This is a genomic window from Pseudomonas sp. 910_21 (assembly GCF_052850735.1).
Genome location: NZ_VXCY01000002.1, coordinates 43,036 through 59,116 on the forward strand (window position 1 = coordinate 43,036; position 16,081 = coordinate 59,116).

Genomic DNA, 16,081 nt, shown 5'->3' on the forward strand with positions numbered 1-16,081 from the left:
TCAGGGAATCAGCCGATAGTCACGCAGCCGCTGCAACTGTTCGAGCACGCTCTGATGGCTGTCGATGCAGCCGGTAAAGCCGGCCTGGCGGATCTTGATGGTGCTTTGCACCATGTCGTAGCCGGCGTTGAGCCAGCCATCGACGAAGGGCCAGGCGGCAATCTGTTCCCAGGGCGTGGGGCGCAGCTGCTGCTCCTGGACAATGCGTGCCCACAGCGGTGCCTTGTCGGCCATCTGCACCCCCAGGTGCATCGGTTGCGGTGTTGCGCAGTCCAGGCCGAAGAAAGCGGCAATTTCTGGCCACAGGTGCTGCCAGCGGAAGTGATCGCCATTGGTCACGTTGAACACCTGCTGCTGTGCCTGCGGTGAGGTCAGGGCCCAGAGCACGGCCTGGGCCAGCACCCGGGAGTCGGTGGCCTGGTGCAGCGCCGACCAGGCCTGCAGGCTGCCGGGGAAGCGCAGCGGCAGCTTCAGTGCCTGGCTGATGGCGGCGAAGCTGGCGATGCCGGTGAGGATATTCATCGGTGAGTTGAGGCTGGGGCCCATGATTCCGTCCGGGCGCAACACCGTCCAGGCAAAACCCTGGCGTTCGGCTTCGCGCCACAGCAGGTCTTCCTGATCGTTGTAGAAGATCGGCCCCATGAAGCGCGGATCGCTCTCCCTGGCCGGCGTCTTATAGGGCCCCAGGTGTTCACCGTAGGATTTGCCGCCGCCGATCAGCACCACCTGACGCAGTTTCGCCCCGGCCTGACGCAGGGCCTGGAGGCTGTGGTCGAGCATCGCCAGGTTCGGTGCCACTGTGGCGGCCATGGTTTCCCGCTCGCTGTAGGCGCAGAACACCAGGTCGGTGACGCTGCCCAGTTCGGCAAAGGCGCGGGCGGTGCCGGCGGCGTCCAGTAGGTCGGCGCTGAGATGGGCCGGTGCCGGGCTGCCGTCCAGCAGGCTGGCTGGTGGGCTGCGGCGGGCGGCGGTGGTCAGTTGCCAGCCCGGGGTACGGTGCATCAGCTCGACCACTGCGGTGCCGACCACGCCATAGCCGCCGATCACCAGCAAGTGACGGTCCGGGGAAGTTGAAACGCTCATCGGGGATACCTCGAATAAAGGGATCGCCAGCATAGAGTCGGGCCCTTGAGTGAAATAGACTGCCGGCCGGCACAGCATCTGTGAGTTGAATTCATATGGCGGGCAGCGAGATCAACCGGTTTGCCGAGATGGAAACCTTTATCGCGGTGGTGGAGTGTGGCGGCTTGTCGGCCGCGGCACGATTGAAGCAGGTGACGCCTTCCTCGGTGAGCAAGTTGCTGGCGCGGCTTGAAGCACGCCTGGGGGTGCGCTTGCTCAACCGCTCCACGCGCCAGTTGCAACTGACCCCGGAGGGGCGCGGCTTCTATGAAAACAGCGTGCGCCTGCTGGCGGACCTGCGTGAAGTGGAAGGCGAGGCCAGCAGCGCCCGGGCCCCGGTGGGCCGGGTGCGGGTCAACACCAGCGCGTCCTTTGGCCTGCATGTGCTGGCGCCCCTGGTGGCGGAGTTTCTTCAACTGTACCCGGAAGTTTCCCTGGACCTGGTGCACAGCGATGCCCTGGTGGACCTGCTGGGGGAGCAGACCGATGTGGCGATCCGTACCGGGCCGCTGGCGGATTCGCAATTGATTGCCCGCAAGCTCGGGGAAACCCGCGGCGTTGTCGTCGGCTCCCCGGCCTACCTGGCCCGTTGCGGCGTACCGCAGACCCTGGAGGATCTGGCCGCGCACCACTTGCTCGGCTTCGACTACGCCCGGGCAGTGCCGGGCTGGCGCCTGGGCGTGGCGGGCGAGAGCCAGCTGCTGCAGCCCAATGGCCGGGTCCAGGCCAGCGACGGCGAAGCTTTGCGCCATCTGGCGTTGCACGGCGCGGGGCTGGCGCAACTGGCGGCCTTCACCATCGCCGATGACCTGGCCAGCGGCCGGCTGGTGCCGGTGCTGGAAGCCTTCAACCAGGCGCCGCTGGAAAGTTTTTATGCGCTCTATGTCGGCCAGGGCGGCCACGTGCCGTCGCGGGTACGGGTGTTCGTCGACTTCCTGGCGCAGCGGGTGCGCTTGTAGCCTGCCTCTGGTCAGGTGCGGCGGCGGATGCTTGAATCAACCCCCTGGCGACTTTTCCAAGGACAGAACATGCATGAAGTTTTCCAGCGTCTGGTGAGCCTGCTTGACAGCCACCAGGCGCGCTATCGGGTGATCCTGCACCCGGCCGAAGGGCAGTCGGCGCGGGTTGCCGAGATTCGCGGTACCGAACCGGGGCAGGGGGCCAAGGCCATGCTTTGCAGTCTCAAGGGAGCGAGTGATGTGTATGGGCTGGTGATTCTCTCCGGGGACCAGAAGCTCGACATGAAAAAGGTCGGTGCGGCCCTGGGGGGCAAGAAGGCGCAACTGGTATCGGCGGAGTTGGCCAGAGAACTGACCGGTTGTGTGATCGGTGCCATTCCACCGCTGAGTTTCGATCCGCGCATCCTGCTGATCGTCGATCCGCACCTGATCGAACGCTACGCGCAAGTTGCTTTCAATGCCGGGCGCCTGGATGCGTCCATGGTGCTCGATACCCAGGACTACCTGAGGATCGCCCAGCCTCGTCTGCTGGACGTGACCCAGGATCTGCAAGCCCAGAGCACCGCCCCCGACTGAGCCTTGGCTACCAGCTCACCTGCCCCAGGGCGTCGGCAAAGGCGTTGAGCTTCGGCGAGCATTGGCGTGAGGGCGGGTAGACCAGGGACAGTTCCCGGCAGCGTCCGTCATGGGCCTGAAGAACCGGCACCACAAGGCCTGCGTCGAGGGCATCGCGCACGGCGAACTCCATCAACTGGGCGATGCCGAAGCCGCCCAGCACCGCGTCCACCAGGGCGTCGCCGATGTCGAAGATCAGCCGTCCCTGGACCGCCAGGTCCAGGGGCTTGCCTTGGTCCATGAACTGCCATTCCCCCAGGCGGCCGCTGCGCAGGTTACGCACGGTCAGGCAGTTGTGCTGCTGCAAGTCCGCCAGTTGCCGGGGCGTGCCATGGCGCTGCAGATAAGCCGGCGCCGCCACGGTTACCCAGCGCAGGGGCGCCAGGGGCCGGGCGATCAGGCGCTGGTCGTTGATCACCCCGGTACGCAGCACCGCGTCGAAGCCTTCGTCGATGATGTCCACCACCCGATCGGTCATTACCGCCTCGATGCTCAACTCGGGATAGCGGGCGGTCAGCTCGCCAATCACCGGCATCACTACCTTGCGCCCGAACAGTGAGGGCGTGCTGATCTTCAGCGCTCCGGTGGGAGAGTCCCGGCGGTCCAGCAGCAGATGCTCGGTATGGGCCAGTTCCGCCAGCAGCGGTCCTGCCCGGTCCACCAGGACCTGGCCGTCCGGGGTCAGGCTGACACTGCGGGTATTGCGCTGCAGCAGGCGCACGCCCAGTTGCTGTTCCAGGCGGGAGATGGCCCGGGACAGGCCGGATTGAGTCAACCCCAGGTCGCCGGCGGCCCGGGTGAAGCTGCGGGTCTCGGCCACGCGGACCAACAGGCGAAGGGCGTTCAGATCCATGATTAAAGTCATTACTGAAAGAGAGAATGGCTTGTTTATCATTTAAACGGCATCGATGACACTGGCCGCCGCTTAATTTCATACAAGGATTTTCGCGATGTCCGCGACCCCGTTAACCAAGCCGTCGGGTTGGATGCTGTTACTGCTGGCCACCGCGCAGTTGATCATCGCCCTGGACGCCACCATCGTCTTTGTTGCCCTGCCGGACATTGGCCAGCGTCTGGGGTTCTCCGCCCAGCAACTGCAATGGGTGGTCAGTGCCTACAGCGTGGCCTTTGGCGGTTTCCTACTGCTGGGCGGGCGTGCGGCGGACCTGCTGGGCAAGCGGCGTTTCTACATCATTGGCCAGTCCCTGTACGCCCTGGCGTCACTGGCCGGCGGCCTGGGAGGCAGCGCCCTGTTGCTGGTGCTGGCCCGGGCCGTGCAGGGCGTCGGCGGGGCGATGCTGTTCCCGGCCACCCTGGCCCTGATCAACACCTACTACGCCGAAGGCCCGGCACGTAACCGCGCCTTTGCGGTGTGGAGCGCGGCCTCGGCGGCGGGGCTGGCCCTGGGGGCGTTGCTGGGCGGGGTGTTGACCCAGTACTGGGGCTGGGAAGCGGTGTTCCTGGTTAACGTGCCCCTGGCCGGTGCCTGCGCGCTGATGGCCCGGCGCTGGATTCCCGCCGACCCGGCGCGCCAGCGCGGTCGCCAGTTCGATCTGCGCGGTGCCCTGACTGTGACCCTGGGGGGCACTCTGCTGGTGTTTTCCATTGTTCAGGGGCCGGAGTGGGGTTGGACCGCGCCGGCGACCCTGGCTTGCCTGATGCTGTCCCTGGCGTTGCTCTGGCTGTTTGTCCGACTTGAACAGCGCAGCCCGGACCCCTTGATGCCGCTGCGCTTGCTGGGTTATCCACAACTGCGCATGGCCATGGTGATTACCGCATTGTTCATGAGCAGCTTTGGCGTGCAGTACTACTTTCTCAGCCTGTATTTCCAACAGGTCTACCAGTTCAGCGTGTTGCAGAGCGGGTTGGCGTTCCTGCCTTCGACCCTGCTGTGCACGGCCGGGATCTGGGTGGCGGAGCGGGCGCTGCTGCGTATCGGCTTGCGGGCGACCCTGGTCAGCGGCTTGCTGCTTGGGGCGGTGGGCATCGGCATGATGTACCTGGCCTTGCCCGGCAGCAGCGGTTTTGTCGGCCTGTTGCCGGGGATCGTGGTCATGAGCATCGGCCAGGGCATGACCTGGACCTCAATGTGGGTCTCGGCCGGGCAGGGTATCGCTGCGTCCGAGCAAGGGGTGGCAGCGGGGGTGGCCTCCACCAGCCAGCAGATCGGCGGGGCGCTGGGGCTGGCGTTGCTGGTGTCCCTGGCCAATACCTTGAGCCCTACGGGCAACCAGGCTTATGGCATCGAAATGGCCACTGCGGCCAGCGCCTTGCTGGCCTTGCTCGGGGCACTCCTGGCGCTGCGCCTGCCCCGGGCCTCAGCGGCCTTGCCGGCCTGTTCCGTGGCCCAGGGCTGAGGGGGATTTAATCGGGCTGGGGCAAGTGGCGGCGCACGGCCCACAGCACCCCGGCCAGCAACAGCAGGGCTGCCGAGCTTTGCATCAGGCTCGGCAGGTGTTGCAGGCAGATAAAGCCGTACAGCAGGGCGAACAGGGTCTCGAACACGATCAACTGGCCACTGAGGGTCAAGGGCAAGCGCCGGGTCGAGGCATTCCACATGCGATTGCCGAACCAGGAACCCAACACGGCACTGGACAGGCTCAGGCCCCAGAACAGCATCCAGCGTTGATCGCTGGCCTCGATCTGGGTACCCGGCAGTGAAAAGCCCTGGGCCAGCAGCCAGACCACGGCACTCATCAGACCGGTGGTGATGCCCCACAGGGTCGACCACTGACCGCTGTTGAAGCGGCTGCTCTTCAGGTAACGGGCGTTGTCGGTGGCGAACCAGGTCCAGCACAGCAACGCACCGAAAGCGCAGAGCAGACCCAGGGCCCGTTGGCCCAGTTCCACGGAATCGCTGTGTGCCGTGAGCAGAGTGTCGAGGTTGATGCAGCAGATGCCGGCGAACACCAGCAGCAGCGGCCAGCGCAGTCGGCGCAGGGGCAGCGCGTCGGCGTCGGCGCGTCCGGCCAGAGTGATGGTCAGGGGCAGCAGGCCGACGATCAGCGCGGTGCTGGCCACTCCGGCCCATTGGATGGCAGTGGCCAGGAGCATGAAATAGATCAGGTTGCCGGTCAGCGCCAGCTTCACCAGCAAGGCGGCGTCGCCCCAGGTCAGGCGTTGTAGCAGCTCCCGGGCCTGGGGCGCAGCCAGGAGCAGGGAGAATGCGCCATACAGCGTGAAGCGGGCACAGCTGAGCATCAGCGGACTGAACTCCGGCAACAGGCTGGGCACCACAATGGCCAGGCCCCAGACCGCGCCGGCCAGGGCGGCGTAAGCAACTCCGCGTTTCATGCACACACTCGCAGCGATTCATCAAAGCGCGCAGCCTAGTCATTGCTGACCGACCGGACAAAGGATATATAGGCACCCACCTATTCTTCTGGGGAATGCCTGATGAGCCGCTTTGCCCGCCATTTACCACCATTGGAAACCCTGGTGACCTTCGAGGCGGTGGGACGCAGCGCCAGTTTCACCCGCGCCGCCACCGAGCTGTGCCTGACCCAGAGTGCAGTGAGCAAGCAGATTCGTGCCCTGGAGCTGTCGCTCAAGACCGAGCTGTTCGAGCGCCAGGCCCGGGGGGTGAAACTCACCGTCAGCGGTGCCTCGCTGTTTGCTGAGGTCAGTACCCAGTTGGAAGCGTTACTGCGCAGCGTCAGCCGTCTGCGGGCCGGGCGCGACGCCAACACCATCACCGTGCAATGCACCCATGCAGTGGCACAGTTCTGGTTGTTTCCGCGCTTGCTGGCGTTCAACAAACAACACCCGGACATCACCGTGAGCATCCACGCCAACAACGACATGGACGAGTCCAGCGTGGCCGAGCACGACTTCGCCATTCTCTACGGCGCCGGGCACTGGTCGTCCCTGACCGCCACGCCGTTGTTCGCCGAGATGGTCTATCCCATCGCCAGCCGGCGCCTGGAGTTGCCGGCCATTGACGCGCTGGCACAACTGGCCGAGCTGCCCTTGATCCAGCTGGATGCCTCAGCCTGGAACTGCATCGACTGGCGCGACTGGTTCCGGCATTTCGGACTGGACTACAGCGCACCGCCAGGGGCCATGGGGTTCAACCAATTGACGCTGATGTTCAGTGCCGTGCAGCAGGGCATGGGGGTTGGCCTGGGCTGGGATTTCATGGCCAGTGAGTTGGTGGCCCAGGGCGAGTTGCAGCGCGTCGGCCAGTGGGCGTTTCGCACCGGGCAGGCAGACTTTCTGGCGCATGTGCGGCACAAGCGCCTGTCCGCCAGCGGCCAGCTGTTTCGCGACTGGCTGGTGGCGCAATCTGTTGAATGAGGGGGCGGGGCTCGGCAGGGAGCCCCGGAGTGCGGTCTAGAGGCTGGCCCGGGGCACGCTGAAGCGGAACTCGCTGCCCTTGCCCACTTCACTGTGGGCCTCGATCTTGCCACCGTGGGCATGAATGATGCCCTGGGTGATGTACAACCCCAGGCCGGTGCCGTTGGGGTTGCCTTCCTTCAGGGTCCAGTAGCGATCGAAGATGAACGGTAGCTGATCGGCGGGAATGCCTTCCCCGGTGTCGCGGACGCTGAATACGATCTGCTCGCCGTCGGACATCGCCACCACCCCGACCTTGCCCTGCTTGGGGGTGAACTTGATGGCGTTGCCCACCAGGTTCGACAGCACCTGGAACAACCGCTCGGGGTCGGCATTGATGGTCAGGTCCGGCTCGGCGTGAAAGCTGATGTCGATGGCCTTGTCCAGAGCCAGGGGCGCCAGCAGCGAATAGGCTTCTTCAAAGATCTGGCTGACCTCCAGCGGCTGCGGCGCAATGCTGTAGCGCCCGGCTTCGATCTTCGAGGTATCCAGCAAGTCCTCCAGCAGGTTGTTCATGCGGCTGGCGGCTTGTTGCATGGTGTCGATGGCCGAGGAAATGCGCCGTGACGTGTGTGGGCCGTCGGAGCTGAAGGCTTTTTGCATCATGCCGCAGAGCATGGAAATCACCGTCATCGGATTGCGCAGGTCGTGGGACACCACCGCCACCAGCTCGTCTCGGGCGCGCACGGCCTGTTGTTCACGCAGTACCTGGCGTGCCAGGTCGTTTTCCAGAGCCGAGCGGCGCAGGTCGTTGGCGGCGAAGTGGTCGCCGTGGCTCCACTTGCTGGAAATGCCGGCCATCTCCACCTTCCAGATCTCGAACGAGGTGCGCGGTCGCAGACCGGCGTCTGAGTTTTCCAGGTCCAGGGGCTTTTCCGGGTTGCCGCTCCAGTTGATGTTTTCCTTCACTTCGGGGCGGAACCACAGCACGCCGTTATCCACAGGCTTGGGCAGGCTCATGGCCAGGACGCCGCTGGCGACCTGTTGATAACTCGCCGCCGGCGGGTAGACGCTGGCCAGGTGATGGCTGGCGAACACCGCTTGCCCGGTGCCTTGCAGCCAACGGTACAGGGCGCGGATTTCGTCCTGGGGCGGGCAGTTGCCGAAGCAGTGCAGCTGTTTGTCCTCGATGATCGCCACGCCACCGGCCTGGGTCAGTTCCAGCAGCTGTTGCGACGCCTGGGCCAGGCCGTCGAAGACGCTGTCGGGGGAGTCGCGCATGGCCTGGTCGAGGCTGGCCAGGGCGGCGACTTTTTCTTCTCGCTGGCGACTGATGTCCAGGGCTTGCATGGCACTGATCTGCAACGACAGCACCTGGCCGATGGTCTGGCAGGCAATGCGCAGCTCGTGGGGCACCAGCAGCGGCTGGCGGTTGCCACAGCTGATCAGGCCCCAGAGCTGATCGTCCTTGAGCAGGGAAATGCTCATGGACGACAGCACGCCCATGTTCTTCATGTACTGGCAGTGGATCGGCGACACACTGCGCAGGGTGGCGAAACTCAGGTCCAGGGCCTCCTGGGTGTCCGGGCGCAGGGTCGGCAGCAGCGGCACTGGCTGGTAGTCGGCATTGGGGATGATCCGCAGCCAGTTGCTGCGATACAGCTCGCGCGCCTGTTGCGGAATGTCCGAAGCGGGGAAGAACAGGCCGTTGAACACCTCCATGTCGGGGCGGGTGGCTTCGGCGATCACCTGGCCGTGGCCTTCCTCTTCGAAGCGGTAGATCAGCACCCGGTCGTAGCCGGTCATGGCCTGGATCTCGGCGACGCTGATGCTGTACAGCTCGTGCAAGGTCTTGGCCGCTTGCAGGCGCCGCAGCAGGCGCCCGAGATTCTCGGTCTGCTGCTTGAGGTGCTGGTGTTGCGGGTGATCGGGCTGGATTTCCAGCTCCAGCATCAGCACCCCCTGATGGCGATGCAACAAGCCTTCGAAGCGCGTGCCGTTGAGTGACAGGTGCAGCGGCGGGGCATCGAACAGCCGATCCAGTTGCAGCACTTCACGGATGCGTTGGCCATTCGCTTCTCCCAGCAATTGCTCCAGGGGCTGACCCAGCAGCGGTTCGGCCGGCCGACCCAATAGGATGTCGACGTTGGCACTGATCTGCTGGATGCGCAGTTGCGGCTCGGACAGGGTCAGCAACACACCGTGGGGCTGGATCGCTCCCGGGGAGCGGATCGGCTCGTTGGCGCAGTTGGCCAGTAGCTTTTCGAAGGCTTGGGAGTCTTGTGGGGTCATAGCAGCACCTCGCGGCGGTCGAGCCAGCGTTCGAAACAGGCAAATGTGGATTGCGCGGCGCTGACCACTTGTTGGCGTGCCTTCGCGTCTTCGGGCATGCGCCCCAGATAATCGAGAAAGTCCTTCCAGCGCCGGCCGGTGGCCGCGCCATAGATGTCCAGAAAAGCGCCACCGTTATCGGCGTCGAGATCCAGGCGTTGGGCCATCTCCCGGCGCAGGATCTGTCCGCCCAGGGTCGCGCCTTCCAGTACGTAGAGGGTGCCGAGGCAGGCACCGGCGCTGCTCAGGTGCGGCAGTTGCTCACAGCGGGGCAGGGCCTCGATGCTGGCTGCATTCAAGCCCAGGGCATGCAGATCCCCTCGTAGGGCCGGGGTCTTCAGGCGTTGGCTCGGATCGTAGCCCGCAGGGATCAGGCCGCTGTCATGCAGGGCCGCCTCCAGGGGCTGATAGAAGCCGTAGTAGGCCTGGATCAGGCGTCGATACCAGGCGCCATCAAGATGCTCGGAGAAAAACGGCAGGCGTTTTTCCAGGGCTACGTGCAAGGTCGCGGTGCCGGCGCGCAGGTCTTGAAGCAGGGTGGGAGCGGCAGTGTTTTGGTGCGGTTTGGGCATTCAGGGATCAGGGGTCGCAACAGGTAATGGACGCGCCATGGGCGTCATCGAAAGCCGGGACCAGGCTGTAGTCCCTGCACTAGAGCCATCGCACAGAAAAATGAGAGCGTCACTCTACCTGTGCTTTTTGCACCGACGTACAGTTTTTGACGCACCATTGGTCGGCAAAGGGTAGTTGATCGATGACGTGTTGCTGTGTCTGACTCCGTTAATGAGGCAGAAATTCCTTTTTCCGTCTCGCGGATTCTGCGGTGAGGGTTAGATCCAGACGTCGTTCTGGGCGGTGCGTTCGCCACCCTGATCGCCGGTGTTGAGCACGCCCTTGGGTTCGATCAGCAGCAGCTTGACCTCCTGTTCGGCCCAGGGCTTGTGCTCGACGCCCTTGGGCACCACGAACATCTCGCCACTGCCAATGGTCACCCGGCCGTCACGGAAGTCGATGTGCAGCAGGCCCTCGAGCACGATGAAGGTTTCATCGGTGTCGGCGTGGCAGTGCCAGACGAACTCTCCCTGCAGCTTGGAGATCTTGAATTGGTAGTCGTTCATCTCGGCGATCACCTTGGGGGTCCAGTGTTCGCTGAACAGGCCGAGTTTCTGGGCGAAGTTGATGCTCTGGTAGGCGTTTTGCGGGGCAGGGTTTTGCATGTTGCGGTCCACCTCAGTGATGAATGAGCACTGAGGGTAAACAGCCAGGGGCGAAGGTTTCTTGAACGATCGTGTGTGGCTCAGCGGCCGAGCATCTTCAGCCAGCGTGCCGGTGGCAGGCCGTAGGTCTGGCGAAACTGCCGGGTCATGTGGCTCTGGTCGGTGAAGCCGGCGATCAGTGCGGCGTTGGCCAGAGTCTGGCCCTGCACCAGCAGCGCGCGGACCAGGTCCAGGCGGCGCATGCTCAGGTAACGGTAGGGGCTGGTGCCGAACAGCAGGCGAAAATCCCGGGACAGGCTCCAGCGGTCACGCCCGCTGTGGGCCGCCAGTTCCTCCAGGGTCAGGGTACGGTCCAGGGCGCTGTGAATGTATTCCCGGGCTCGCTCGGCCGCCACATAGTCGAAGCGCTGCCGCGATTGGGCGACACCGGAGACGCTGTTCAGGGCATGGGCCAGGTCGAACAGGGCGTCTTCCTGTTCCAGCGGGTCCATGGGGCTTTCGACCCCGCGCAGCAGGGCCTCGGTAGCGGCGAACAGTCGCGGGTCGTTGGACAGGCCGCCGGTAATGAAGGGCAGGGGCTGGCCGCCGAGGATCTGCTGGATCAGCGCCGGCTCGACATACAGCATGCGGTAGTGAAAGCCGTCATGGGTGCCGGCCTCGCCGTCGTGGGCTTCATCGGGGTGCAGGACCATGGTGGCGCCGGGCAGGCTATGGCGCCAGCCGCCGCGGTACTGGAAGCTCTGGACCCCGCGCAGGGTGCGGCCGATGGCGTAAGTGTCGTGGCGGTGCATGTCATAGCCATGGCCGGCGAAATACGCCTCGATGCGCTCCAGGCCCCGGGCGGGCGGCGCGCGGTGAACCCAGTCGGTGACAGCTGCGGGTTTGGCCATGGAACGGTCCTGATGGATGAAACCGAGGGCGGTACGTTAACTCAGGGGCGCGCTGGCTGTCTTGCCCCTCGGTTCACGCCGTGGCGGTGATGCCGGAAGCCGGGGGCCTTGCAGGAGGGCTCCGGTGCCGCGCGGCCTATTGCCTGAGCCGGGTTTCGAGGCCAATCGGCGGTTGCCTGGGCAGGCGCGAGTGGAGTAGCGTCGTTCCCCCGGACCCCCTTTACGGCCACTCGCACTCATGCACGCCCCACACCTGGTTTACCTTGCCCCGCTGTTGTCGCTGGCCCTGCTCTGGAGCGTGGCGGTGATCACCCCCGGACCGAACTTTTTCACCACCGCACAACTGGCGGCGGGCAACTCGCGGCGCCATGGTCTGTTCGCCGCCTTGGGGGTGGCCAGCGGCACCGTGCTCTGGGGGCTGGCGGGAGGTTTGGGCATCAAGTCGCTGTTCAGCGCGGCGCCGGCGCTGTTCGTGGCCACTATCTTTGCCACGTCGATGCCGGCTTCCCCGCCACCTCTGCTGCTTGGGCTGGCAGTGCTGACCATGGCCGGCCTGTCGCTGTCCTGGTACTGCTGCGTGGCGCTGTTTTTCGCCAGCAGCCGGGTGGCCGGGTTCTACGCCCGGGCCCGTCGCTGGCTGGACCGTCTGGCCGGTGGTTGTTATGTGCTGTTTGGCGGGCATCTGCTGGCCAACCGCTGAACGGCCGGCGCCTTGCGCTGGCCAGGATACGCCCCCCAACAAGGACGACCCGTCCCCGTATCAGGAGACTGAACATGGCTGTTGTTTTTCGCCCGGTGGCAGAGGCGGACATTCCGCGGATCTGCAGTTTCGTGGGCAATCCCCAGGAGTTGTATTTCTTCTTTCCTGCCGCCACCTGGCCACTGACCCACGCGCAACTGCGCGATTCCATCGCCCAGCGCAGCGACTCGACGGTGATCGAGCGTGACGGGCAGGTGGTGGGTTTTGCCAACTTCTACCGCTGGGCCAGCGGCGGCACCTGCACCATCGGCAATGTCATCGTCGACCCAGAGGTGCGCGGCGCGGGCCTGGCGGCGCAACTGATCGGGCAGATGATCCACATCGCCCACAGCAAGCACCAAGCCTGCGAGGTGACGCTGTCGTGCTTCAACAGCAACGTGGCGGGGTTGCTGCTCTATCCGAAGCTGGGTTTTGTGCCGTTCGCCATCGAAGAGCGCAAGAACAAGGAGCAGGAGCGGGTGGCGCTGATCCATTTGCGCTACAGCCCCAGCTGAAACCAACAGCCGTCAGCAATCACTTTTTCAACGGAAACCATTTATGAGCAAGTTGCGGGTCGGAATTATTTTTGGTGGCCGTTCGGCCGAACACGAAGTGTCGCTGCAGTCGGCGCGCAACATCGTCGATGCCCTGGATCGCTCGCGTTTCGAGCCGGTGCTGATCGGCATCGACAAGCAGGGCCACTGGCACCTCAATGACACCTCGAACTTTCTGATCAACCAGGAAAACCCTGCACTGATCGCCCTCAACCAATCCAACCGCGAACTGGCGGTGGTACCGGGCAAGGCCAGCCAGCAACTGGTGGAGACCTCCAGCCAGGAACTGTTGGGGCATGTCGATGTGATCTTCCCCATCGTCCACGGCACCCTGGGGGAAGACGGTTGCCTGCAGGGCTTGTTGCGCATGGCCGACCTGCCCTTTGTCGGCTCCGATGTGCTGGGCTCGGCGGTGTGCATGGACAAGGACATCAGCAAGCGCCTGCTGCGCGATGCCGGGCTGGCGGTTACGCCGTTTATCACCCTGACCCGAGCCAGTCGTGGCCGCTACGGTTTTGCTCAGGTCCGGGACAAGCTCGGCCTGCCGCTGTTCGTCAAACCGGCGAACCAGGGCTCGTCGGTGGGGGTGAGCAAGGTCGAAAACGAAGCCGATTATCTGGCCGCTGTGGAGCTGGCGCTGGGCTTTGACCACAAGGTGCTGGTGGAGTCGGCAGTGCGCGGACGGGAAATCGAATGCGCAGTGCTGGGCAATGACCAGCCGCTTGCCAGTGGCTGTGGCGAGATCGTGGTCAGCAAGGGTTTCTATTCCTATGACAGCAAGTACATCGACGAGCAGGCGGCCCAGGTGGTGGTACCGGCGGCGATCAGCCCGGCTGATAGCCAGCGGATTCAGGCCCTGGCCATCGAGGCATTTCAGGTGCTGGGTTGCTCCGGGCTGGCCCGGGTTGACGTGTTTCTCACCGACAGTGGTGAAGTGCTGATCAATGAAATCAATTCCCTGCCGGGGTTCACGCGTATCAGCATGTACCCCAAACTCTGGCAGGCCGCCGGCATGAGCTACAGCGAGCTGGTCAGCCGGCTGATCGAGCTGGCCCTGGAGCGTCATGGCGAGCGCCAAACCTTGAAAATCACCCGCTGAGGTGGGGCTCAATTGACTAGGGAAGTAACGGATGAGCGTGGTAACAGAAGCATCGGTTTTTCTTTTTTCCTACGGCACTTTGCAGGACAAAGCGGTTCAACTGGCCAACTTCGGCCGTGAGCTACAGGGCAGCAAGGACGCGATGCTTGGTTACGAGCAGAGCTGGGTGGAAATCACCGACCCCGACGTCCTGGCTGCCAGCGGCAAGACCCATCACCCGATCCTGCGCCCGGGGTCGGCAGACAGCGCGCCGATCGCCGGCACGGTGTTTCGCATCACGCCCAAGGAGCTGGCGGCGGCCGACAGCTATGAAGTCTCGGACTACAAGCGGGTCAGCGTGACCCTGGCCTCCGGGATCGAAGCCTGGGTCTACGTCAGCGCCTGATTCCGGGCTCATTCCGGTGGCAGCATCACCCCGATGCAAGCCAGCGCCAGCAGCAGCGCCCCGAGCACGATGAACACATAGTTGATCGGTGTGAAGCGGGCGTTGCTGCGACCCTCGGGATCGCCCGCTGCAGCATTCAGACCCCGCTGGCCGAGCCAGGTGATCCACGCCAGAACGGGCAGCAGCGCCAGACTGGCGATGTCGGTCACCGGGTAGCCGATGTTCTTGCGCGACAGCGCATCCACCACGTTGTTGATGATTAGCCCCACTACAAACAGGGTTGCCAGCTCACCGGGCCGCCAGTCATGACTACGGCCGTCGCGCTTGAGCTGTGCATCGGCTTCGCGGTACAGCGCGTGGGTGAAAAAGATGGCAAAGAAGGCCCGGGCCACCGGCCACAGCTCCTGGCCGCTGGCATGCCTGAATTGATGCCAGTTCTTGTAGGCCCAATACACTTGGTAGATGCCGAAAGTGACGATGTACAGGGTGATGAACTTGACCCGGGACACCACATAGAAGGGCTGTAGCGGCGCTTGGGCATCAGGGGTGACTAGTTCCGCCTTGGGCGGGGCATAGAGGTTGTCAGACACGGGCACTCCTTGGTTGGGTCTGAAGAAGCGGCATTGTTAGCGCCGCTCGGGGGGACGCCTACTGGCATTCAGGCAGGTCTGCGTAGGATGCCTCAACGACCCAGCGGATCTGCCGGGCGAAGGTAATGAATATCCCATTCGCTTTCACTGGCCTGAACAAAACCCAGGCGTTGATAAAAACGATTCGAGTCACTGCCACGCAGAGCATCCAGGCGGATCGGCAACTGTTCCAGGGTTGATCGATCAATCAGCGGTTTCAAGGCCTTCTCGCCGATGCCCTGCCCCTGAAAATCAGGCATGACGTACAGGTGCTGCAAAAGCAAATGATCGCTATAGGCTTGGCTCTGAATGAAGCCTACATGCTGTCCGTTGAGACAGATGAATTCGCATCGTTCGCAAGCAAAACTTGCCACAAAGCGTTCTCGGGCGCGCTGCGGGTCGAAGCGTCCGATGCGTTCCAGGCTGTCGCGCATGGCCGTTATACGCATTTTTACTAGGGTTTCCAGATCGTTCACGGTGGTGGCCAGCAATGCAATCGCCGGGCTCATGTGCGGGCAATCCAGGAGTATTGAAAGGCCTTCTCGTCACCTCGATGGCCCCGGCGCCGGTAGCTGGCCAGCTTCGGGGTCGAGCAGTAGGTGCACAGCGGACTGAACTCGACCTGTTCATCATTCACCCCGGCCGCACGCAGCAAGTACAGGGCATAGCGGCTCAGGTCGAACCACAGTGAACCCTCCTGAGTGGGTTGCGGCGGGGTGATCTCGGGCGGCAGCAATGGGGCCGGTTGCTGACGACTCCAGGGGGCCTGCGCTGCGGGCCACAGATGGCCTTGGCTGGCAGACAGGTGATTGACGAAATCCGCGCTGACTTCATAGCAGCAAGGCTTGATCGACGGCCCGATGGCCACGCGCAATTGATGCACGCCGATGCCCCGGGCGGCGAAGTGTTCCAGCACATTGGCAATGATCCCGCCGTGCAGGCCTTTCCAGCCGCCGTGCACCGCTGCCACCCAGGCGCCATCGTGGCTGCTGATCAGCATCGGCAGGCAATCGGCGGTGACCACCGCAATCGGCCGGCTCGAGCGGGTCAGCACCGCGTCGCCGCGAATGATGCCGCTGGGCAGGGTGGTACTGGCTTCGACCACTTCGCCGCTGTGGACCTGGGAGCAGAAGAACAGATTGGCCGGCAGGGCAGCGCCCACGATGGAAAAGTCATGACGGATACCGGTTATCTGCTGCAACACACCTGCCTGGAAACTCATCGGGCCTTCGCTCGGTTACCTGGGAATGGTTGCAGAGCATAACG

18 protein-coding genes are annotated in these 16,081 nt (G+C 64.0%); 8 read left to right on the forward strand and 10 right to left on the reverse strand.

The genetic code is table 11. The features are described 5' to 3' along the window. Positions 1–1,083: an SDR family oxidoreductase gene (locus FW796_RS05170; RefSeq protein WP_446439107.1), complete on the reverse strand. Its 1,083-nt coding sequence runs from the start codon at positions 1,081–1,083 to the stop codon at positions 1–3. 95 nt (positions 1,084–1,178) lie between these two features. Here FW796_RS05170 and FW796_RS05175 point away from each other — a divergent pair, with 95 nt between their 5' ends. Both FW796_RS05175 and FW796_RS05180 read left to right on the forward strand, forming a co-directional pair. After that, positions 1,179–2,081 (forward strand): LysR family transcriptional regulator, encoded by a 903-nt coding sequence (locus FW796_RS05175; RefSeq protein WP_346633776.1) that lies wholly within the window; start codon positions 1,179–1,181, stop codon positions 2,079–2,081. Positions 2,082–2,150: 69 nt separating this feature from the next. Further along, positions 2,151–2,657 (forward strand): YbaK/prolyl-tRNA synthetase associated domain-containing protein, encoded by a 507-nt coding sequence (locus tag FW796_RS05180; protein WP_346633777.1) that lies wholly within the window; start codon positions 2,151–2,153, stop codon positions 2,655–2,657. Between the two features lie 7 nt (positions 2,658–2,664). Here the strand turns inward: FW796_RS05180 and FW796_RS05185 are convergent, their stop codons facing one another. Continuing rightward, positions 2,665–3,549 carry a LysR family transcriptional regulator gene (locus FW796_RS05185; protein ID WP_446439108.1) on the reverse strand — a complete coding sequence of 295 codons (885 nt, stop codon included), beginning with the start codon at positions 3,547–3,549 and terminating at the stop codon, positions 2,665–2,667. Positions 3,550–3,646: 97 nt separating this feature from the next. Here FW796_RS05185 and FW796_RS05190 point away from each other — a divergent pair, with 97 nt between their 5' ends. Beyond that, positions 3,647–5,053, forward strand: coding sequence for an MFS transporter (locus FW796_RS05190; RefSeq protein ID WP_346633779.1), 1,407 nt, complete (start codon positions 3,647–3,649; stop codon positions 5,051–5,053). Between the two features lie 7 nt (positions 5,054–5,060). Here FW796_RS05190 and FW796_RS05195 read toward each other — a convergent pair whose 3' ends face one another. Beyond that, a complete protein-coding gene (locus FW796_RS05195) occupies positions 5,061–5,990 on the reverse strand; it encodes a DMT family transporter (protein WP_346633780.1) in 930 nt (309 codons plus the stop codon). Between the two features lie 102 nt (positions 5,991–6,092). Here FW796_RS05195 and FW796_RS05200 point away from each other — a divergent pair, with 102 nt between their 5' ends. Then, on the forward strand, positions 6,093–6,992 hold the full coding sequence (locus FW796_RS05200; RefSeq protein ID WP_446439109.1) for a LysR substrate-binding domain-containing protein: 900 nt from the start codon (positions 6,093–6,095) through the stop codon (positions 6,990–6,992). Between the two features lie 36 nt (positions 6,993–7,028). On the opposite strand, the gene FW796_RS05205 is transcribed toward FW796_RS05200, so the two are convergent. The 4 genes from FW796_RS05205 to FW796_RS05220 all read right to left on the reverse strand — a co-directional run bounded on the left by FW796_RS05205 (position 7,029) and on the right by FW796_RS05220 (position 11,409). Continuing rightward, positions 7,029–9,263, reverse strand: coding sequence for an ATP-binding protein (locus tag FW796_RS05205; protein ID WP_446439110.1), 2,235 nt, complete (start codon positions 9,261–9,263; stop codon positions 7,029–7,031). Further along, entirely contained in the window at positions 9,260–9,874 is a 615-nt protein-coding gene (locus FW796_RS05210) for a biliverdin-producing heme oxygenase (RefSeq protein ID WP_346633782.1), read from the reverse strand. The genes FW796_RS05205 and FW796_RS05210 overlap by 4 nt, the downstream gene beginning before the upstream one ends. Positions 9,875–10,132: 258 nt before the next feature. Continuing rightward, positions 10,133–10,519: a cupin domain-containing protein gene (locus tag FW796_RS05215; RefSeq protein ID WP_346633783.1), complete on the reverse strand. Its 387-nt coding sequence runs from the start codon at positions 10,517–10,519 to the stop codon at positions 10,133–10,135. Positions 10,520–10,599: 80 nt separating this feature from the next. Continuing rightward, entirely contained in the window at positions 10,600–11,409 is an 810-nt protein-coding gene (locus FW796_RS05220; RefSeq protein ID WP_346633784.1) for an AraC family transcriptional regulator, read from the reverse strand. A gap of 238 nt (positions 11,410–11,647) precedes the next feature. On the opposite strand from FW796_RS05220, the gene FW796_RS05225 reads away from it, so the two are divergent. The 4 genes from FW796_RS05225 (at position 11,648) to FW796_RS05240 (ending at position 14,186) form a co-directional block, all read left to right on the forward strand. Then, on the forward strand, positions 11,648–12,109 hold the full coding sequence (locus tag FW796_RS05225) for a LysE family translocator (protein WP_446439111.1): 462 nt from the start codon (positions 11,648–11,650) through the stop codon (positions 12,107–12,109). A 74-nt stretch (positions 12,110–12,183) separates the two neighbouring features. Next, positions 12,184–12,663, forward strand: coding sequence for a GNAT family N-acetyltransferase (locus tag FW796_RS05230; RefSeq protein WP_346633786.1), 480 nt, complete (start codon positions 12,184–12,186; stop codon positions 12,661–12,663). Positions 12,664–12,706: 43 nt separating this feature from the next. Further along, positions 12,707–13,801 (forward strand): D-alanine--D-alanine ligase, encoded by a 1,095-nt coding sequence (gene ddlA / locus FW796_RS05235; RefSeq protein WP_346633787.1) that lies wholly within the window; start codon positions 12,707–12,709, stop codon positions 13,799–13,801. A 31-nt stretch (positions 13,802–13,832) separates the two neighbouring features. Further along, positions 13,833–14,186: a gamma-glutamylcyclotransferase family protein gene (locus FW796_RS05240; RefSeq protein ID WP_337153805.1), complete on the forward strand. Its 354-nt coding sequence runs from the start codon at positions 13,833–13,835 to the stop codon at positions 14,184–14,186. Between the two features lie 8 nt (positions 14,187–14,194). On the opposite strand, the gene FW796_RS05245 is transcribed toward FW796_RS05240, so the two are convergent. The 3 genes from FW796_RS05245 to FW796_RS05255 form a co-directional block, all read right to left on the reverse strand. After that, entirely contained in the window at positions 14,195–14,776 is a 582-nt protein-coding gene (locus FW796_RS05245) for a DUF4234 domain-containing protein (RefSeq protein ID WP_346633788.1), read from the reverse strand. A 92-nt stretch (positions 14,777–14,868) separates the two neighbouring features. Next, positions 14,869–15,324, reverse strand: a complete 456-nt coding sequence (locus FW796_RS05250; RefSeq protein WP_446439112.1) for a GNAT family N-acetyltransferase — start codon at positions 15,322–15,324, stop codon at positions 14,869–14,871. Then, entirely contained in the window at positions 15,321–16,037 is a 717-nt protein-coding gene (locus tag FW796_RS05255) for a polyphenol oxidase family protein (protein ID WP_346633790.1), read from the reverse strand. The genes FW796_RS05250 and FW796_RS05255 overlap by 4 nt, the downstream gene beginning before the upstream one ends. Positions 16,038–16,081 lie beyond the last annotated feature (44 nt).